Source organism: Limnobacter alexandrii (assembly GCF_005871185.1).
GTDB lineage: Bacteria > Pseudomonadota > Gammaproteobacteria > Burkholderiales > Burkholderiaceae_B > Limnobacter > Limnobacter alexandrii.
Window position 1 is genome coordinate 268,341 of record NZ_SWKN01000010.1, and the last position, 19,422, is coordinate 287,762.

General features: G+C 49.3%; 19 protein-coding genes. 18 read left to right on the top strand and 1 reads right to left on the bottom strand.

Annotation, left to right across the window (positions count from 1 at the left end; all coding sequences use genetic code 11):
* The first annotated feature begins 6 nt into the window (after positions 1–6).
* The 6 genes from FCS97_RS14360 to FCS97_RS14385 all read left to right on the top strand — a co-directional run bounded on the left by FCS97_RS14360 (position 7) and on the right by FCS97_RS14385 (position 7,120).
* Positions 7–1,023 carry an AraC family transcriptional regulator gene (locus FCS97_RS14360; protein ID WP_138519116.1) on the top strand — a complete coding sequence of 339 codons (1,017 nt, stop codon included), beginning with the start codon at positions 7–9 and terminating at the stop codon, positions 1,021–1,023.
* A gap of 87 nt (positions 1,024–1,110) precedes the next feature.
* Positions 1,111–2,082 carry an alpha/beta hydrolase fold domain-containing protein gene (locus FCS97_RS14365; protein ID WP_171035325.1) on the top strand — a complete coding sequence of 324 codons (972 nt, stop codon included), beginning with the start codon at positions 1,111–1,113 and terminating at the stop codon, positions 2,080–2,082.
* An 11-nt stretch (positions 2,083–2,093) separates the two neighbouring features.
* Positions 2,094–3,236 (top strand): acyl-CoA dehydrogenase family protein, encoded by a 1,143-nt coding sequence (locus tag FCS97_RS14370; protein ID WP_138519118.1) that lies wholly within the window; start codon positions 2,094–2,096, stop codon positions 3,234–3,236.
* Positions 3,237–3,258: 22 nt separating this feature from the next.
* Positions 3,259–4,140 carry a MaoC family dehydratase gene (locus tag FCS97_RS14375; protein ID WP_138519119.1) on the top strand — a complete coding sequence of 294 codons (882 nt, stop codon included), beginning with the start codon at positions 3,259–3,261 and terminating at the stop codon, positions 4,138–4,140.
* On the top strand, positions 4,137–5,432 hold the full coding sequence (locus FCS97_RS14380) for a thiolase family protein (RefSeq protein ID WP_138519120.1): 1,296 nt from the start codon (positions 4,137–4,139) through the stop codon (positions 5,430–5,432). The genes FCS97_RS14375 and FCS97_RS14380 overlap by 4 nt, the downstream gene beginning before the upstream one ends.
* Positions 5,429–7,120, top strand: a complete 1,692-nt coding sequence (locus FCS97_RS14385) for an AMP-binding protein (protein ID WP_138519121.1) — start codon at positions 5,429–5,431, stop codon at positions 7,118–7,120. Before FCS97_RS14380 ends, FCS97_RS14385 begins: the two co-directional genes overlap by 4 nt.
* Positions 7,121–7,168: 48 nt before the next feature.
* On the opposite strand, the gene FCS97_RS14390 is transcribed toward FCS97_RS14385, so the two are convergent.
* Positions 7,169–8,029, bottom strand: a complete 861-nt coding sequence (locus FCS97_RS14390) for a pirin family protein (protein WP_138519122.1) — start codon at positions 8,027–8,029, stop codon at positions 7,169–7,171.
* Between the two features lie 292 nt (positions 8,030–8,321).
* Here FCS97_RS14390 and FCS97_RS14395 point away from each other — a divergent pair, with 292 nt between their 5' ends.
* The 12 genes from FCS97_RS14395 (at position 8,322) to FCS97_RS16570 (ending at position 19,324) form a co-directional block, all read left to right on the top strand.
* On the top strand, positions 8,322–9,236 hold the full coding sequence (locus FCS97_RS14395) for a metal-dependent hydrolase (protein WP_138519123.1): 915 nt from the start codon (positions 8,322–8,324) through the stop codon (positions 9,234–9,236).
* Positions 9,237–9,810: 574 nt separating this feature from the next.
* Positions 9,811–10,515, top strand: a complete 705-nt coding sequence (locus FCS97_RS14400; RefSeq protein ID WP_138519124.1) for a hypothetical protein — start codon at positions 9,811–9,813, stop codon at positions 10,513–10,515.
* A gap of 242 nt (positions 10,516–10,757) precedes the next feature.
* A complete protein-coding gene (locus FCS97_RS14405; protein WP_138519125.1) occupies positions 10,758–11,183 on the top strand; it encodes a hypothetical protein in 426 nt (141 codons plus the stop codon).
* Positions 11,184–11,292: 109 nt separating this feature from the next.
* Positions 11,293–12,687, top strand: a complete 1,395-nt coding sequence (locus tag FCS97_RS14410; protein ID WP_246066386.1) for an ATP-binding protein — start codon at positions 11,293–11,295, stop codon at positions 12,685–12,687.
* 54 nt (positions 12,688–12,741) lie between these two features.
* Complete coding sequence (locus tag FCS97_RS14415; protein WP_138519126.1) at positions 12,742–13,383, top strand: hypothetical protein; 642 nt, start codon at positions 12,742–12,744, stop codon at positions 13,381–13,383.
* An 87-nt stretch (positions 13,384–13,470) separates the two neighbouring features.
* Entirely contained in the window at positions 13,471–13,944 is a 474-nt protein-coding gene (locus FCS97_RS16630) for a hypothetical protein (RefSeq protein WP_201301486.1), read from the top strand.
* A 72-nt stretch (positions 13,945–14,016) separates the two neighbouring features.
* Entirely contained in the window at positions 14,017–14,970 is a 954-nt protein-coding gene (locus FCS97_RS14425) for a hypothetical protein (protein ID WP_138519127.1), read from the top strand.
* A gap of 58 nt (positions 14,971–15,028) precedes the next feature.
* On the top strand, positions 15,029–16,195 hold the full coding sequence (locus FCS97_RS14430) for a Shedu anti-phage system protein SduA domain-containing protein (protein ID WP_138519128.1): 1,167 nt from the start codon (positions 15,029–15,031) through the stop codon (positions 16,193–16,195).
* 98 nt (positions 16,196–16,293) lie between these two features.
* Positions 16,294–17,136 (top strand): DUF3800 domain-containing protein, encoded by an 843-nt coding sequence (locus tag FCS97_RS14435; RefSeq protein WP_138519129.1) that lies wholly within the window; start codon positions 16,294–16,296, stop codon positions 17,134–17,136.
* Between the two features lie 78 nt (positions 17,137–17,214).
* Complete coding sequence (locus FCS97_RS14440; RefSeq protein ID WP_138519130.1) at positions 17,215–18,261, top strand: hypothetical protein; 1,047 nt, start codon at positions 17,215–17,217, stop codon at positions 18,259–18,261.
* Positions 18,262–18,335: 74 nt separating this feature from the next.
* Complete coding sequence (locus FCS97_RS14445) at positions 18,336–18,995, top strand: hypothetical protein (RefSeq protein WP_138519131.1); 660 nt, start codon at positions 18,336–18,338, stop codon at positions 18,993–18,995.
* A gap of 170 nt (positions 18,996–19,165) precedes the next feature.
* A complete protein-coding gene (locus tag FCS97_RS16570) occupies positions 19,166–19,324 on the top strand; it encodes a hypothetical protein (protein ID WP_171035326.1) in 159 nt (52 codons plus the stop codon).
* Positions 19,325–19,422 lie beyond the last annotated feature (98 nt).

Genomic DNA, 19,422 nt, shown 5'->3' on the forward strand with positions numbered 1-19,422 from the left:
ACCAGTGTGAACAACAATCACGTTGTTTTTCCAACCGCGTACACGCGAACCCTGGCAAGGGAACAGGGGCTGGACCACAAGGGCCAGCTTCTGTTGCTCAAAGGCACACGGCTGGCCCCGGCTGATCTGCTTGAACTGAACAAATACATTGATGCCGACACGCAGGCCGTGATTGTGCGCAACGCCTTGCAGCTAAGCAATAACCCGGCACTGGGTTTGCGCTGGGGTGCGAATTTGCACCTGGCCGCGCACGGCCCATTGGGTACATTGATTGCTTCCTCGCCTACCCTTGGTCATGCATGGAAAGCCACTGAAAAGTTTCACGATATCCGGGGTGGCTTTGCGCGCATGGAAGGCCACATTGCCAGCGATCACTTTGCAGTCATCTTGAACATGGGCATTGCGCTCGATGAAGTAGGCCGCTTTTTTTGCGAAGCAGTGCTGGCCACCATGGTCAATCACCTGGGTATGATCATCGGAAATTCACAGCCCGCTTTGCGTATTGAGCTGGCGTATTCTGCCCCGGCCCATGCCGATCAGTATCCCGAGTTTTTGCATGCCCCCTGTTTCTTCGACAAACCCAAAACAAAAATCGTGATTCCTCATGGCCTCGCGCTCATGTCCAATCCCATGGCCGATCCGGAAACCCACGCCATGGCTTTGGCGCGCTGTGAACAATTGTTGCTGCAACAACGCCGCCCTAGCAGTTGGTCAGCACGGGTTACCGAGCTGATTCGCAGCAACCCCGGACAAATCTGGACTTGCGAGCAGGTGGCCAATCATTTTCATTTGTCGTCGCGCACGCTCATGCGTTACCTGCGGGATGAGGAAACCAGTTACCAAACCCTGCGCGATTCTGAACTGGCCCGCCAGGCCAAACTCAGCTTGCTGGTCAGCAACAACACCGTGGAATCGGTGGCGCTGAGCCTGGGTTATCAAGAGGTGTCGAACTTTCGTCGTGCTTTCAAACGCTGGTTTGGCATGTCACCCATGGAATTTATTCAGCATCACCGGGTAAATTAAGACACGCTGTCGCTATTTACCCCCATTCTGTCCAGCTTTGCCCTAGGCCAAACAAACTGCATGCAACAAGATGGTTGCATGAGTTCAATGTCCAAATCTGTCACCCTGTTTTTACGCCTGTGCCAAAGCCGTTTGCTGGCCGCCCGCAACCCTGAAAAAGTGTGGCGTGTGGGTGCGCGCGTCACCAATCTACTTCAAAAAACCTCACGCATGCCAGCGGGAGTGTATGTGCAGCAACGCACAATTCACGGCGTGCCTGTTGAAATTATCGAAAACAACAGCGTGCATGCCAACAAACAACAAGCCTTGCTGTTTTTGCATGGTGGTGGTTTTGCGTTTGGCAGTGCGGCCAACTATCGCGCCTTTGTTGCGCGCTTGTGCAAGAAGTCGGGCATAGCGCGTGCGTGGGTGCCCGATTACACCTTGATGGGCAAGGCCCCATTCCCGGCGGGATTGAACGATGTCATCGCTGTGTGGAAAGCCATGTTGCTTGAGCATGGGCAAAATGAATTGTTGTTGGCCGGCGATTCGGCAGGCGGCAACTTAAGCCTTGCACTGTGCCACGCTATGAATCAGCAGAACCTGCGTTTGCCCTCGCGTGTTTACTTGAGTTCGCCTTGGCTCGACCCTTCATTGGGTGAAAGCGAGTTACGCCCCGAAGTGGTGGATGCATTTTTGGGGCACAACGAAGCGCTGGCCCGCGACTGGCTTAAGCGCATGTTCGCCACACCGTATGCCAACAGTCACAACCCGGAAAACCCATTGATTTCGCCGCTGCTGGGCGACCTTTCAATGTTGCCGCCTGTGTACGTGCAATGTTCGGCCAATGAAGTATTCATGATCGACAGTCTACGTTTGGTCAAGCAAGCGCAGCAACTCGGCACTGTGTGCCATGTCGATGTGTGGTCGGGTGTGTTTCACGATTTCATTTTATTTTCTCCCACCATGCCGGAAGGGCGTGCCGCATTTGCTGCAGCGGCTGCCTGGTTGGGGCAGGGCGAGGTTCGTCGCCCACCGTACTTCCAAACCCGCATTCGACAACTGTCATCTCCTCTTTAAGGCACTCATACATGTTCACCACTTACTTCAATGAAACCCACGAGGAAGCGCGCCGCAATATTCGCCGCTTCGTTGAACGACATGTCACACCCAACATCAATGAGTGGGAAGAGGCAGGCACCTTCCCCCGCGAAATTTACAAACTGGCTGGCGACGCAGGTATTTTGGGCATCGGTTACCCGGAAGAATTCGGTGGCAACTCCGAGGGCGACTACTTCATGAGCCTGGTGGCCACTGAAGAATTGCTGCGCGCAGGCTCCGGTGGTTTCTTCTCAAGCCTCATGTCGCACGGCATTGCCTTGCCGCCAATTGCCAAGTGGGCCAGTCCCGAGATGAAAGCGCGCATTGTTCCGGAAGTGCTGAGTGGCGACAAAATTATCGCGCTGGCAGTGACCGAGCCCGGGGGTGGATCCGATGTGGCCAACTTGAAAACCCGCGCGGTGGATTGTGGTGACCACTACAAAGTATCGGGTTCTAAAACCTACATTACTTCAGGCATTCGCGCCGACTATTACACCGTGGCCGTGCGCACGGGTGGCGATGGTTACGGCGGTATTAGCATGCTGTTGATTGAGAAAGGCACCCCGGGTTTCAGCACTGGCCAGCCATTGAAAAAAATGGGTTGGTGGTGCAGCGACACAGCGGAGCTGTTTTTTGACAATGTGGTGGTGCCCAAGTCGAACCTGATCGGCATTGAGAATGGTGGCTTCATGATGATCATGACCAACTTCGAAGCCGAACGTTTGGGCCTGGCCTGCTACGCCAACACCCTGTCGGAACTGGCATTCAACGAGGCCATGAACTACGCCAAAAACCGCAGCACTTTCGGCAAGCCACTGAGCAAGCACCAGGTAATTCGCCACAAACTGGCCGACATGGCCACGCAACTGGAAGCCAGCCGCGAGTTCACATACCGCGTTGCAGCACGCATGCAGGCGGGCAAGCCTGCTTTGAAAGAAGTGTCCATGGCCAAAAACTTCGCCACCAAAACATCGGACTTCATTACTTACGAAGCCGTGCAAATTTTCGGCGGCATGGGCTACATGCGCGAAAGTTTGGTGGAGCGTTTGTACCGCGACAACCGCATTGCATCCATCGGCGGCGGCACGTATGAAATCATGAATGAAATTATTGGCAAGCAGTTGGGCTTGTAAAAATTAAAGGAATACACACACCATGTTGGCAGATTACCCCTTGAAGTATTTGGCCTTGCATTGGCCCAACATTCGGTCCATGGGTTGGGCGGCCATTCGCAATGCAACGCCCATTACGCGGCCCGGCGTCTTGCCGGAATTGCCGGTTCACCACAGCATGCATGTGCCCGCATTGAACGATGAATTGCTTGATCAATACGTGGCATGGACTGGCGCACCCGCCAACCGCTACAGCATCGACATGCCTGTGCATTTTTGTAGCCACTGGGCCATGCCCATGCTGGCCAAACTGGGCAGCCTTGCGCCTTACAATTTGTTGTCGCTGCTGAACCAAGGCTTGCGCATGCAAATTCACGCGCCCTTGAAGCGGGGCGAGGCCATTGCCTTGCGCGGCAGCTTGATGGATGTGACAGACGATGGCGACAAAGTGCGCATTCACACCCGCGTGCAGGCCAGCAACCCCAGGGGTGAACTGGCCATGGTCATCGACAGCTACTCCACCGTGCCTAGGGCAAAACCTGCTGGCAAAAGCAAACCCGCCAAACGTGAAGAATTCGAATTCAACACCGCAGGTAATTGGACTGCCGAGGAAGAAGACGGTTTGGCTTTCGCCATGTTGACGGGTGATTTCAACCCCATTCATACCATCAAGGCGGTGGGCAAACGCACTCGCTTCAAAAGCTGCATTCTGCACGGCTTCGGGCAACTGGCCCGCACTTGGGAGGTGTTGAACAATGCAGGGCACACTGTGGCTGACCTGGATGTGCGCTGGATCAAACCACTGCCACTGCCCAATGCGGGCATGCAGGTGCAAACCAGTACAACACAAGATTCTGAAGGCTATACACAACTTCGCTTGGCCGCAGCCGATGGCACCTTGCATATGGTGGGGCGTTTCAAATGAAGTCGATTCGCAAGGCAGTGATTGTGGACGGCGTGCGCACGCCATTTCTGGATTCGGGGGGTGCTTATTCCCAATTGATGACGTACGAGTTGGGCGGCAAAGCAATCGCAGGCCTGGTGAACAAGACCGGCATTGATTCAAACCGCGTGAACATGGTGACCATGGGCACGGTGCTGCATGAAATTGAAACCTCGAACGTCGCCCGCGAAAGCATGTTGAGTGCTGGCTTGCCCGCCACCATCCCGGCTTACACCACATCGATGGCGGGCTTGTCAGCCAGTGTGGGCTTCGCGAATTTGTGCGACATGATCGCCTTGGGTCGAATTCATGTTGGTATTGCGGCGGGTGTGGAAAGCTTCTCGGATATTCCAATCCGTTACTCGCAAAAAATTCGCCGAGCAGCCATGAAGGTGCGGCAAAATTCCTCTGCTAAAAATATCCTGAAAAATTTGGCTTCACTTCGCCCAAGCGATTTGAAACCCGAAATGCCCACAGGCACCGACTTCACCACGCGCAAAACCATGGGTGTGTGTGCCGAGCAAATGGTGCAGAAGTTCAAGGTAAGCCGGGAGGACTGCGATGCTTTTACAGTGCGTAGCCACCAGCTGGCCATTGATGCGTTAAAGCAAGGCCACTTCGAAGGCACCATCATCCCGGTGCAGGTGCCCGGCTTTAAACACCTCATTACACAAGATAACACACCGCGCGAAGACAGTAATATTCAAAAGTTGTCGACCATGCGCACCATTTTCAGCAAAAGCGGTGTGATCACGGCAGCAGGCTCATCGCGCTTTACCGATGGTTCCGCCGCTTTGCTGGTGACTAGCCTGGAAGCCGCAAGGGAAATGGGCTTACAGCCCTTGGCCGAAGTGGTGGATTATCAACTGGCCGCAGTAAAAAGCCTGGAAGACGAAATGCTGCTTGGACCAGCCGTGTCCATTCCCGCATTGTTGGCCCGAAACAAGTTGAGCATGAATGACATCGATGTGTGGGAACTTCATGAAGCCTTTGCTGCTCAAATTCTCGTGAACATCGCCTGTATGGCCCGCACGGAATACGCAGATGAATATTACGCAGGCGCTGTGCCTGGGGAGTTACCTCTCAGCAAACTGAACACTTGGGGTGGGTCGCTTTCATTGGGCAATCCGTTTGCAGCCACTGGAATTCGTTTGCTAACCACCGCAGCGAGAAGATTAAAAGTAGAAAACGCCAGGTACGCGGTAGTATCTAGTTGTGCCGGTGGAGGTTTAGGCGCAGCAGTCCTAATAAAAAACATGGAGACAAACACATGAGCGAAGCGCAGTTCGAGAAATTCGAGACCCTGCTGGATTGCCTGGACCATTGGGCCGCAACCCAACCCAACAAGGTTTACTTCACGCAGCCATTCTCTACCGAGAAAACTGTGGACTACACCTGGGCGCAAGTGGCCGACCAGGTGAACCGCATGGCAGCTTACTTGCAGTCGCTTAACCTGCCCGAGAAAACCCACATTGGCATTCTGGGCAAGAACAGTGCGCACTGGATCATGGCCGACCTCGCCATTTGGCGGGCAGGGCATGTGTCCATCCCCTTGTACCCCACGCTGAATGCTGAAACCGCTGAGTACGTTCTGGACAACAGCGATTCGAAAATGATCTTCATCGGCAAAATGGACGAGTTGTGGCGCGTGGTCGAGAAGGGCATTCCCACCAGCATGCCCACTATCACTTTGCCTTTGGCGCCGCAGTTGGCCCACGCCAAGAAATGGGACGACATTGTTGCCAGCACTGCACCCACACAAAACCCGGTGAAGCGCAGCAAAGACGAAATGGCCACCATGCTGTACACGTCTGGCAGCACAGGCAAGCCCAAAGGTGTCATGATCTCGTTTAACGCCATGATCAGCGCCCTGCGTGGCACATCGAAGGTCATGACTTTCAACAACAACGACCGCATGATTTCCTATTTGCCGCTGGCCCACGCGGCCGAGCGTGCCATTCTGGAAACCGGCTCGCTGTTCTATGGCTTTCATGTGTACTTCTCGTTTGGGCTGGACAGCTTCATTCAAGACTTGCAACGCGCACGGCCCACGCTGTTTTTCTCGGTGCCTCGTTTGTGGACCAAGTTTTACAACGGTATTTGCGGAAAAATTCCGCTGGGTGTGCAACATGTTATTTTCCGAATCCCGATTCTGTCCGGTTTGTTCAAAAAGTTCTTGCTGAAAAAACTGGGGCTTGCTGAAGTGCGCATGGCGCTGAGTGGTTCGGCACCCTTGGCCCCTGCGTTGATGTCTTGGTATCGCAACCTGGGGCTTGATTTGCTCGAAGGTTATGCCATGAGCGAAAACTTCGCTTACTCGCATTGCAGCCTGCCCGGCAAGGTGCGCGTGGGTTACGTGGGCAACACCTATCCTGGCGTGGAGTGCAAAATTTCCGAAGTTGGCGAAGTGCTGGTGAAAAGCCCCTGCAACATGATGGGCTATTACAAAAACCCCGAGCTGACTGCGCAGTCGTATACCGAAGACGGTTTCCTGAAAACCGGCGACATGGGTGTGATTGATGATCAGGGTCGCTTGAAAATTACCGGTCGCGTGAAAGAGTTGTTCAAGACCAGCAAGGGCAAATACATAGCGCCCGTGCCAATTGAGAACCGTTTGAACGGCCATGAATTGATTGAAGCAGTGTGCGTTACCGGCCCCTCGTTTTCACAGCCATTCGCCCTGGTGATGTTGCCACTTGAGGAGCACAAACAAGTGGAGCAAAACCCCAATGAGGCTGCACGGGTTGAAAGTGAAATGACCGAGCTGCTGAACCATGTGAATGGTCAACTTGAGGCGCACGAGAAGTTGAGTTGTATTGTGGTGGTGAAAGACCTGTGGAGCATGGAAAACGGCTTCCTGACACCCACCATGAAAATCAAGCGCAACGTGATTGAAGAGAACTATTTGCCCAAGGCCGAAGGTTGGGTTGCGCTGAAAAAACCGGTGGTGATTGAGCAGTAATATTTCGCCAAGTGATAAAAAAAAGCCCGGATTTCTCCGGGCTTTTTTTTACGCCAGCGTGCCTTCACGAAAATCCTGCAAGGCCTGCCGAATTTCCTGTTCGGTGTTCATCACGAACGGGCCGTACTGCGCAATCGGCTCGTTCAGTGGCTTGCCCGCAATCAGCAAAGCCTTGGCATCGGCGCTTGCTTCAATTACAACGCCATCGCCTTCGTTTTTCAAAATGGCCATTCGCTTGTCGCCAATGGTTTGGCCAGCCACCTTCACTTCACCCCGGTACACAAACACCACCGCATTGTGTTGGGCGGCCAAGTTTTGAACAAATTTTGAGCCGGCAGGCAGGTGTAAATCGAGGTACAAAGGTTGTGTGCCCTCGCGGCTTACAGCGCCTTCCACGCCGTGGCTATTGCCTGCAATTGCGGTTACGGCTACACCTTCCGCAGTTTCAAACTGGGGCAGGTCAGCATTGGTGAAATCGCGATACCAAGGCGCGCACATTTTGTCTTTCGCAGGCAGGTTCAACCACAGCTGAAAACCTTCCATCACGCCTTCTTCCTGCTGCGGAATTTCACTGTGAAACACACCTCGCCCGGCAGTCATCCACTGCACACCGCCGTTTTCCAGCAAGCCCCTGTTGCCCTTGCTGTCCTCATGCAGCATGCGGCCCGCAATCATGTAGGTAATGGTTTCAAACCCACGGTGAGGGTGGTTCGGAAAGCCCGCAATGTAATCGTTGGGGTTGTCGCTGCCGAAGTTGTCCAGCATCAGGAAGGGGTCAAGCCTGCGCTGCAGGTTTTGAGTAATTACGCGGGTTAGCTTTACGCCTGCGCCATCGCTGGTGGGCTGGCCCGTAATGATGTGTTCAACCGTTCTTGGATTGTTGACCGTGGGGATTGTTGGCTTGTTCATAACTACCTCTTGATGAACTGGTGAATAAGCCAATTTTACCGCATACCACAAGGCCAAGAACACCTTGTGGAACAAACACTTCGGTTGAAATTCCCAAGTTTAATATTGCACTGCAAAAAATTTAATTCAATTGAATCAAGGGTTTGCCCTGTCACAAAAAACAAACGATCGATTGAAATTTAGAGTTTTTTTCTAACGTTTACAGTTGTTAATGCCAAAAATGATTGTTACATTGAATGGTGTCAACGTTAGTACCAAAGCATAAAAATAGCTGCAACCAAAGGAGTACACCATGAAAATTATTCCAGTTCGCCGTGACGTCAAAATCAACCTCGACGAGTCCCGCATCAACAACTGGCACGAAGCCGGTGAACACGTTACGCATTTCTTCAATGCCTTGTCCGTGTTGTTCCCGGCTGGCGAGCGTTTGTTCATGGACTCCGTACGCGCTTACAAAGACCAGGTCACCGATCCTGACCTGAAAAAAGCCATCACCGCATTCATCGGCCAAGAAGCGCTGCACAGCCGCGAGCACGAGGAATACAACGAGATGATGGACCGCAGTGGTGTGCCCGCATTGAAGCTGGACAAAATGCTGTGGAGCCTGTTGGGTGGTTTGCAAAAAGGCTTGGGCAAAAAATTGTCACTTGCCGGCACCATTGCGCTGGAACATTACACCGCCATCATGGCCGACGCCGTGTTGAAAGATCCAAAAGTTACTGGCGAGAAATCGGACGAAGGTTTCAAGCAAATGTGGCAGTGGCATGCATACGAAGAAACCGAGCACAAAGCCGTGGCCTACGACGTGTGGAACACCGTGATTCCCGACAACGTATACAACCGCTTCATTCGCCGCTTCGGCATGGTGCTGGCCACCGTCATTTTCTGGCCCGTCATCATGTACTTCCACGCACGCCTGGTATTCGCTGACCCCAACACCAAGGGCAAGCACCTGCAAGGCTATAAAGCCGTTGCCAAAATGTTGCTGGGCAAGGAAGGCATTTTCCGCAACGCCATGAGCGACTTCTTCGACTACTTCCGCGCTGACTTCCACCCCTGGGACCACGACAACAGCCACTTCATGAAAGAGATCGATGCTTTCGTGGAAAAGGTCAACCAGACCATGCGCAACCCCAACCCTGAAGTGAAAAAAGCAGTTCGTGCGCGCATGAGCAAAGCGGTAAGCAAGGCGCCAGTGGCTGCATAAGAACAATAATTTTTTCTTTCTGAAAGCCGGACCATTCGTAGCGGGGTGGTCCGGTTTTTTTATTCCCGCGAGTTTTTTTAGTTCAGTTACACCGCCCTTCAAATGAGGGGTGGTGTTTTTTGCTGTGTGGCTGAGAGTAAAGCTGGGCGGGGTTTTTGGTTGTTGATTATTTATTAAGCAGTGGGGTGAGGGGAGTGGATTGCTTGCTGTTGTATGACAATTAATTTAGTTTATGTACTAATTAAATTACGTGTCTAACAAGAGCAGGCTTTGGTGGTGGCCTGCGGTAGCTATGGTGGGTCACTTTCATTCTCAAACCATAAAGGAGAGCATTTATGGCACTTAAACCTGGACCAAAGCCAATAGCAAAATCAACGGGGAAGCCGGATCAGCGCCGTCGTGATAACAAAACCACACCAGGAAATACACCGTCCCTAAAGCCTAGCACTCCCCCAAAGAAAGCTAAATGACAGGCGGCGCTCTGATTTGCCCTTCTAACTTGGCAGTCGAGCGGGCCAGCGCAAAATGTCGCGCTGGCTACTCACTTCAGCATTAGGGACAGAGGAAAGACCGTATGCTCGATCTTGGTTCTACAGATTTTAATCTGGCTGTGCCAAACATTGACGCTTCAAAGCTCGAGGTCGCGTCAAGCTCTTTGTTCGATGAGTGGGGGGCTTACGTCGATCAGTCGCTGACGTTGCCTGACTATTCTCTATTTCTACAAATTGAAGAAGGCTCGATCAATGGCTGGGGCAGAATTAAATCAACTGCTGGAGCCTTAGTTATTGGAATAACCGCCTATGGCGGATTAATGTCAGGGGTTGAAATAATCAGCAAACAGTTGAGAGCTACAGGTAATTTTTTGTCTGACCAAGCTCTGAGTAAGTTCTCTTGTGCGAAGTCCGATGCGACGGTTAAAAGAAAAGGTGGGGTACCAGCAGCTATTCAAAGGCTCTTTGTTCGCGTACAGAGTGGCGAGTTAAGTCCAGCCGAGGCATCCATTCTTGCCGAAACTATCTTGGGAAATAATGCTCACGAAGTCCCGGGATTTCTGGAAACTTTATCAAACGCTTTTCGCAATTGTCCTCGTCGTCCCCAGCAAGCTCAACTACCGCTCGATGAATTTACAGAGATAATTCCACCCGAAGTAAATGGTAGCGAACTACCAAAACCGCGCACACGCCGCGCTCCTGACTTTCCGCCACCGCTGCATTACCGCGTTGAGGTATGGCGAGAGTCAAAAAGGAAACGAAAGCAAACGAAGGTAACTGTTTTATGAACAATTGCAGGGTGTCTAACAATTGCATTAACTCGGAAAGTCCTCTGCGGTACTCGTTTGTGGCGGATGCTACAAACCTCGCCCCGCCTCGGTTGGCCAGTTATGCAAAGCGTTATTCGTAAGAAACTATAACTAGCATCGTTTCTAAAATCAGGGATCGTTCTCAGTGGCCTTGTTTCGAAAATTCTGACCATCTTGCTGACTTAGACGCACTGGCTGATGATGCAAATGGACTTGGCACTTTGGAAGGTTATTTAGCCGCATTGGCCATCTACCACCAGTTATGCGATGAGATGGCCAAGTTACTAGTTAAAGACTCGCAGTTTTTCATTCAGCTCTCCTGCTACCCCGCAGAAATCAGGTTCCCTGCACCGAAACAACAAATGGCAGGCCAAGTTTTAGCTCAATTGGAATTTTCTGTGGAATTCGAGGGGAAAAGAACGTTCATTGAAAAATGCTATGAAATGAATGCGTTGAGAAATAACGTATTTCATGGTTTAACAAAACAGACCTCCCTCCCTGAGCTCAAAAATAGGCTAGTCACAATAAGTGCACTGTACGAAGAAATATATGAACTTTTTGAAGCTTCTCATGATTGGTTTCAACTTTGCTTCAAGGATTTTAAAAAAGATAGATTCATTGATGAAATTGAAGATGAAAACGCATAACCCCTCGTTCAACACGAACAGGCAACAAGGCCTGCGGCTTCGCTCATTCTCCGCCTTGTCGCCTGTCGGTTAACTCAAACGTTAAGCAATAGAGAGGAATTATCTATTAATGATCAATACCGTGAAATTATCTGAAAATGAAATAAAAAAACTTCTAGCCATGGATGAAGGCCACTTTTCAGACCTCAAGGCTATCGAGATAGCACCCGGAAAGCTTACAAAAGCAATAGCAGCATTCGCCAATGCTGAAGGTGGTGAACTATTCATTGGGATTGATGATAGCCCTCGAAAGTGGCGAGGATTCGGCAACATGGAAGCCGCTAATGCGCATATTCAAGTGTTCGATGGTTTGTTCCCCTTGGGTAGCGATTTTCAATATGAATTTTTGAGTGGCGAAGGTTTGGATGGGGTTGTCCTCAAAATCCAAATATCAAAAACTCGTGATTTGAAGGCAGCCAGTGATGGGAAGGTTTATGTTCGTAGGGGAGCGCAAAGCCTTCCTGTAACAGATGAAGATAGGCTTCAGTCACTTCGTCGCGATAAGGGATTAGTGTCGTTCGAAACGGAGGTGGTGAACTGTCCCAAAGAGGTTATAGAAAACTCAACTCATATAATTGAATTCTTATTGGAAGTGGTTCCAACGGGTGAGCCCGAATCTTGGCTTAAAAAGCAAATGCTTCTACTCAATGGAAAGCCAACAGTGGCAGCAATTTTACTCTTTGCGGAAGAGCCGCAAGCTGTTTTGCCAAAACGTAGCGGTCTGAAAATTTATAGATATAAAACCTCGGATGATGAGGGGACGCGAGCAACACTAGACTTTGATCCTGCATCAGTAGAGGGGAATATATACGACCAAATCAAAGATGCAGTGGAAAAAACTACAGAGATCATTGAATCTGTTCGGCTGAGTACGCATAACGGGATGGTGGAGGTTCAGTATCCAGTAGAGGCCATTCACGAGATAATTACTAACGCAGTTATACATCGGGATTACGCTATTACTGACGATATCCATATTCGGATTTTTGATAATCGAGTAGAGGTGTTGAGTCCGGGAACTTTACCTGGCCATGTAACTGCAGAAAATATTCTTTCAGAGCGCTTTGCTAGAAACCCGGGGCTGGTGCGACTAATTAACAAATTTCCTGATCCACCAAACAAAGACGTTGGTGAAGGGCTAAATACCGCGTTTGAGTCTATGAGGAAATTAAAGCTTAAACCGCCAATAATTCAACAAGATAGCGGCTATGTAAAAGTTATTTTAAGGCACGAATCATTAGCAACGCCGGAAGAGGCCATATTAGAGTATTTACTTGAAAATGATGAAATCGCAAATAGGCATGCTAGAGAAATTTGCTTCATCGATTCAGAAAATAGAATGAAAAGAATACTTCAGCTTCTCGTTCAAAATGGTCTTTTGGAGCCTGTACCTGGAAGAACAAGATACACAGCAGCATACCAACTTACAGAAAAAGGTAGAGCGGCAGCAACGAAGAATGCTTAACAAGGTGCTCCTAGGGAATAACCTACGCTACGCTCCGATTATCCCCAGAGCACGGTGTTAGGCATCAAAAATATGTCAATCCAGACTTTTGATTATTGCTCACTTTATTACCTTAATCAGTGGCTTACTTATGACCGAGGCTACTGTCAAGCTCTCTCTAAAGGTAATGAGGAGAAAAAATTATCCGCATTGAAAAGTGCAGGAGGCTTTTATAGGGTTGCTAGAAATCTGCCTAGTGAATTTGATGAAAAGAAAGGGCTTAAAAGATACCAACCTGTCTTGGAAATACTCGATGGTGTAAGTAAGGAGCACTTTAGGGATGATCAAGTCAAAAAAATATTGGAAATAGAAAGAGAAATATCAGGAAAATATGGAAACAGAAGTGTTTTATCACTAACCACTAAATTTCTTTGGCTAAAGATAAAACAACCAGTTTTAATCTATGACTCACAAGCAAGAATTGCTGTGGGCTCAGAGAATGGAGACTTGGCTGGTTACTACAAAAAATGGAATGAAAGTTTTGAAATACACAAAGAACAAATTCAAAAGTCTTGTTCTAAATTGCCTGAACTTAACTTGTATGCGGTTGATCAAGAGGTGGGGACAAAAGAATACATAAAGGAGGTGTCTTCAAAATCTTGGTTTCAGGAAAGAGTTTTTGATATTTATCTCTGGAGCAAAGGTAAAAATGTCTAACAAGATAAATTAACTCGGACGCCTAAAAGCGTAGCTCGTTCCTCGCTCCGATTTTAGCCGTCTGTGATTTGAGACGTTAGGGGGCACGTGAGCATCATCAGCAATATTGACGTTTATTGGTCCATCGCCGACGAGGCGCATCACGAAATGCGCGCGGATTTGGAGGCGTCAAGATCGCTTAAACCGGATGGTGAGCCTGGCTACATCATTCTCTGGGATCCCGACCGCCGCTCCTTTAAAAATGCAATGGTTGCAATCGTATTTGCGGGCATGTTCCTAGATGCACTCTTGTACATCGCCTTGCAGAGTCGTTTAGGCCGCGTGGAAGCACTGAAAGTTGATCGGTTGCCTCACGAGGAGCGGTTGAAGATACTTGGCATCACCGACTCTGTTGTGCTTGGTCGAGTACAGGAATTCCGTGAAGCTCGGAAAGACCTCGTGCACGAGAAAGCAGTTGAGATAGCCGAAATCGGTGGACAAGCAATACGTGCAGCTCAGAGCTCTGCGGATAGCGCGATGGAACTTATACGAGAAATTCGGGGGCTGCTAGGTGCCCCCTAACAATTCATTCAAACCGAACCCGCTTCGCGGGTCGGCTTAATTCAAGTGTTATATTCATAGGGAGATCAGACTTTGTCGCTAGATATCGCGTACAGCATAGAAGTTGATGATTACCTTGATCCAGATAGGGCATATGACTTCTATTGGTCAGGATTAATTAAAGATAAGAAGAAATTTCTGTGTCCAGGTACTGACTGCACAGCTCAGGTGACCTGCGCCAACTTGGACGAAGACGTTCAAGATATGAAAGTGGTGCCTCACTTTAGGATTTATGGTTCACATAGTAAATCCTGTGAGATATTTAATGATATCCCTCTTGATTTACGCTATGAAGATGGCGTTTCTGTCAAAGAGGAGCAGCGCTCTGTTGATGAATCGGTTGTTGATGTATTTCTGTTAGAAAGACCTAGCTCCTACTATGATGAGCCGAAAATAAATAGGTTTCCGAATCAAAAGCCAGTCAAAAAGTCACAATTCATCAAGCGTCCTACAGATTCTATTCTCAGAGAGAATGGCAGTGTAGGAAATATATATTCAGTAAGATCAGTTGTGAGCCGTTATATACGCTACAAAAAGGACGGATCATTAGATCATAGGCGAGTAAATATACAGGGTCGAGATGTCCATTATAGAAGCATTTTTAAATGTATCTGGGAGCAGGACTTAGATACCCTTCCTGATTATCCTGTTATCTACTATGGTTGGGCCTTTATTAACAGGCTGCCTTCAGATTATGGCTACCAAATTAAATTCAAAAAACATTTCACAAAATCTGAAGAAGACTACATTACCACAGTCATGATTGGTGATCGTTTGATTGATAGCTATAAGATTAAAAAACTCGTTACCACACGCTTGGAAAAAATCATACAAAAAGAGAAGCCAACTGCCTTTGTTTTCATCTACGGAAAACCTGAAGAAAATGTTTCTCAAAGGGGCGTAAAGTATGCCAATTTTTCCATCACAAACTTGGACATGATTGATATTAACTATGATTGCCCATTGCCAAAAGAATATAACAAATAACTGCAGCGGACGCCTGTGGCGCTCGCTGAGTTAGGCGTTAGCTTGAGAGGTTGCGCGTATGGTGTTCGATAAGTTCGTTGAAGAAACTAGAGCCTGGTGGTCAGCGTATCTCCGTGCTGTTTCTAGCGCGCAACGAACGGGTAATCTCGATACAAAAGGTGTCAAGGTCCTCTACCCGAATATTCTCTTGGTGACCAAGTGTTCTGGTTACTACGTTGCAGAACTTATCGGTGCAACGGAAAATTTCCATGGTCTGACGGTTAAGAGACACGAAGAAAGGTCGATCTATCGGTACATGAGCCAGTTTGACGATAGTCAACCAGACCCGTTATTGCGACTTGACGGGTCATGCAACGGATTTCGTTTCTTATGCCTTGCACATGACGCAGACTTTAATGCGATCAAAAGCAGGTTCCCCCATATCGAGCTTTATGAATCAAAGCTAAATCGTGTGGGAGGTCATGGGAGCACCATTGCGTTCGGTGACAACTTTGTCTCTTGCATGATTGAGAACTGTGTTCTGGTAAATCGAAAAGAAAACGTTTTCAGGTGCAAGAGCATTCTTTCCGCGTACATTATTAAAAGCGGAGCTAGCAGAACCCAACTCTTGGAGTTGTTCACAAATACGACTCGAGACAATGACGTTAAGGGTGTTCACACAGTTGAAGAACAGGAACGCCGGCTGTTGATTGGTGGCCAGCTGCAGAGCATGGTGCTCTTCCCAAATCTCCGTGAGACAACTATCGGAGAATTCATAAAGCTTCATCCGGAAGTTATAAAGGCCGCCTTCAAAACCGCGCATTTCGAGTACGAACCTTACCTCGAATGGTTGGAACATGATGGAACTTGCACAGACACGGCTATAAACCCTGACCTGCTCGTCAAGAGAAACGATGGATACTACGACATTTACGATCTCAAAACTGCCGTACTTGATAGGAAAAATCTTACTAAGGCTAGCCGTAGCCGAAGGCGTTTCATCGACTATGTCGAAGAGGGCATATCGCAGTTAGCAAATTATCGTGAATACTTCGAATACCCGCGAAACGCTGAAAGTGCTAAAGCCAAATACGGAATTGAGGTGAGAGATCCCCGGTTGGTCTTGGTGGTCGGAAGTTGGGAAAACATAGACGTCGACGAAGTCAATCAAGCTTGCCGTAAATACCATAATGTTCATGTCATCGACTATGACACGGTATGTCAGATGTTTATTGGCGCAAGCTAACTCGTTGCTGCACTCGGACACCCAGCAAATTCATGTCCGCTCCGCGACAGGTGCTGCGCGCCGGTTAGCGCAGCGTTAGGTCGCACGGAGACGCAGCAGTGAAGTGGTACGCCGACAACTCTGAACTGCACGGGGTAAAGGAAGCCGAGATTCCCGACATCTTGCTCTTTGGCGGTTTGGTGGTTTCGCCGGAGGCAGAGCATCACATTCGCACCGGCGTCGAGTCCATAAAACAGCGGCATACAGGAAACTCGCGATCGCCGGTCAAGTGGAATCTGAAAGACCTAAGGGACCTGTACAAGACGCAAGCCAAGACGGAGATCTATGAGTCATTGATGCAAACGTCAAAGGAGTGGAGGAAGGAAGTTTTCTCATGCTTGGCTGAGACGGACTGCGCCATCCTCATCTCATGCATTGAGGGCTACAGTGCTGACCGGAAGGTGTTGAAGGACAAAAAGGAAGAACTGAGTCGCTTCATATTCGCCAACGGCCTCATGCGTTTCGGTCTTCACGTCAGAGACGAGAAGCCTCCTTCTGCTCAGGTTGTGCTGGACTGGCCAGACAAGGGGAATGCAAAGCCGTTCGATTCGGAATACGCCTGGGCGTTCTCTCGCGGTCGTACCGCGGACGGAAGCGTCACCTATCAATGCGGGAAGCTCAGCAATCTCGGGTTTGCGGATTCGGTCTTGTTTACGAGCATGCACCACAGCACTCTGTTGCAAGTCGCAGACCTGGTGGTAGGAGCTACACGCGAGTTCCTAGAATGCTGCCTGCAGAAGAAGGGCAGTGGGCAAGGCGTCGACTGCCTGCGCTTGGCGAAGGACAACTTTCGCGGAGCGCCAGACAACATCGTTGGCCGAGGAATAGTTGTTCCGTCTGGAAACGTCGATCTGTTGTTACGCGCGCGAAAGGGCGTAAAGGAAATTCTCAATGCGACCTAACCCCTCCATCGAGCGGACATGCCCCGGCAAGCCGGGTCATGCCGCTCATGTCAAACGTTAGATCTATTGGGAAATTCTGTGTCGTCAGGTTTAGTCGTTCCACCGTTCTACCCCGACATTGTTGAGGTGATTCGATCAGCCAATTGGTTGGTTCACAACTTTGGAGGCAAAGATGTAGACATCTACAACGCGGCTGATTATCAGCACAACCTTCAAGTGGAAGGCACCAAGTACAAAGTCATAATTGACATGAACTGCCTTCAGTATCTGCTAAACCTTGTAAAGAGACCAAATTCAACTGAATTCTCAAGGGTAGCCGCAGCCTACCTGACATTTTTTCAAATTGCGGATATTCAATTAGACCCTACTTGCGCAATTTACGAAAAAATTAACTACTTCGATGACAGGGCAGAGGAGGCGATTTCCAACCTAGAGCAGTTTCGAGGAATCGATAACCATCCACTGGATGAATTAGCTGCGTATGCGCTCGGCTGCGAGCAGCAGCTGCATATCAAACCAATCGTTTCCCCGGACCGAGATCAACTGCGAAACAAATTGTTGCAGTACAGGCGACTTACAGATTGGGACTCTTTGTATCTCTGCATTCTCGCGATCACGAACATAGAAATTGATTCCTCCGTATCCCAGTCAAAGAAAGTTCTGAAGTTTATTAATTGGTGTGTTTCTGAGTTTCGCTTTTCCTTGGCGTCGCTCATATTTGCAGCGGCGCTTTTCGGAAGGCTTCCAGCGAAGAAAATGATGAAATACAAGCCTGGAGAGGCGCGGGACAGAAATGTTGCCTCGCTCCGCAATATGGCGTGGGACTTGTATTACGTTGATTGGTACATGCAGTCTTGGGTAGCTAAAGACGGGCATACTGAGAATCTTATTCTGACAGCAGATGCCGGCTTGAAGCTTACAATAGAGTTGGCTGTGGCCTGCCAACTTGCAGGTGGGCTAGGGCCACTTGAGCCACACCTTGTCCACGAGCTCAAACCGATTGAAGAAGCTTATTCGAATCGCCATTTGGCTAAGAGAGCGTACAAGTCAAAGAAGTGGGGTGTCGAGTATCGTGCCAGCCTGATAAAAGAATATGAATCTAGGCTTCTGCACACCGCGAGCTAACAAATCAACGAACCCGACCAAAAAACTGTTGCAAGTTTTTTGGTCGGGTTATTTCAAATATTAGGCCTATTGGTATGCACCGTCTAAAGAAATTTGCACTCGTCCTTATTGGTCTTTTTTTACTTGCAGGATTAATCGCGATCTTGGCGTGGGGCATCAGCACCTTCTTCAGCTACTTGGCAAGTATCCCTAAAGAATTGGCTGCTCCGCTCATTGCTGCCTCATCAACTATCCTCGTTGCCACCCTCACAGTGATGATTGGGCGCTACTATGAGCGCAAAAGAGAACTAGATGCCTTATACAGAGACAAAAAGACTGAAATCTACGATGAATTCCTAAAAGAGTTCTTTTCTCTTTTCTTTACTGCAGAAGAGGGCAGTTCAAGTGAGGCTCAGAAAGACCTTGTTCCATTTCTTCGCGAATTTACACGCAAATTGATTTTATGGAGTGGACCCGAAGTAATTGAAGCGTTCGTTGCCTGGAAGGATCATCTTGCCAAAGGAAATCCAGATGCGCAATCCATCTTCCACACCGAAGCATTTCTGCTCGCAATTCGCAAAGACCTTCGTCAATCTAATCGAGGACTCAGGAAAGGATTTTTTGCTCGTCTATTTCTTAGAGAAGGCGCTCTCTTTCTTGCAATGGCGGAAAAGAACCCCAACGTTACGTTGGATGCTCTTGCCGAAGTTGAACGCATGCTAGCTGCACAACCGAACTCAACGCGCACGGAGTGAACTTGCCCGAGCCAGCCTACGCGCCCCAGCCTAACTGGTCAGTCAAGCTGACGCCAACATGGGCCATGCCTTCGGCATTCTATTGGCCCATGTCGGTTCCCTCCATGCACTGCGCTCCTTCCTGCACCGCTTACCTTGGGCGTTAGCCATCTAATTTTGCCGGAGTTAAATTGCGAACAAACTACGTCCTTATCGATTACGAAAACGTGCAGCCAGAAGCAATGGCTGTGCTTAGTCAAGAGCACTTCAAAGTCATCGTTTTTGTGGGTGCCAATCAAGCCAAGGTTACCTTCGAGGTGGTGACCTGCCCGGGAATTTCCTACCACTGAGAACTTAACTTTCTGGTCTCAGTTGATAAATCGTTTTGCAATCCTGCCACGAACTCATTCGGGGTCAGGTAGTTCAAACTGGAGTGCGGTCTGACCGC

Coding starts and splice junctions, on each gene's coding strand:
- FCS97_RS14365 (WP_171035325.1), top strand. CDS start 1,111: ATGTCCAAATCTGTCACCCTGTTTTTACGCCTGTGCCAAAGCCGTTTG.
- FCS97_RS14370 (WP_138519118.1), top strand. CDS start 2,094: ATGTTCACCACTTACTTCAATGAAACCCACGAGGAAGCGCGCCGCAAT.
- FCS97_RS14375 (WP_138519119.1), top strand. CDS start 3,259: ATGTTGGCAGATTACCCCTTGAAGTATTTGGCCTTGCATTGGCCCAAC.
- FCS97_RS14380 (WP_138519120.1), top strand. CDS start 4,137: ATGAAGTCGATTCGCAAGGCAGTGATTGTGGACGGCGTGCGCACGCCA.
- FCS97_RS14385 (WP_138519121.1), top strand. CDS start 5,429: ATGAGCGAAGCGCAGTTCGAGAAATTCGAGACCCTGCTGGATTGCCTG.
- FCS97_RS14390 (WP_138519122.1), bottom strand. CDS start 8,029: ATGAACAAGCCAACAATCCCCACGGTCAACAATCCAAGAACGGTTGAA.
- FCS97_RS14395 (WP_138519123.1), top strand. CDS start 8,322: ATGAAAATTATTCCAGTTCGCCGTGACGTCAAAATCAACCTCGACGAG.
- FCS97_RS14400 (WP_138519124.1), top strand. CDS start 9,811: ATGCTCGATCTTGGTTCTACAGATTTTAATCTGGCTGTGCCAAACATT.
- FCS97_RS14410 (WP_246066386.1), top strand. CDS start 11,293: ATGATCAATACCGTGAAATTATCTGAAAATGAAATAAAAAAACTTCTA.
- FCS97_RS14430 (WP_138519128.1), top strand. CDS start 15,029: ATGGTGTTCGATAAGTTCGTTGAAGAAACTAGAGCCTGGTGGTCAGCG.
- FCS97_RS14445 (WP_138519131.1), top strand. CDS start 18,336: ATGCACCGTCTAAAGAAATTTGCACTCGTCCTTATTGGTCTTTTTTTA.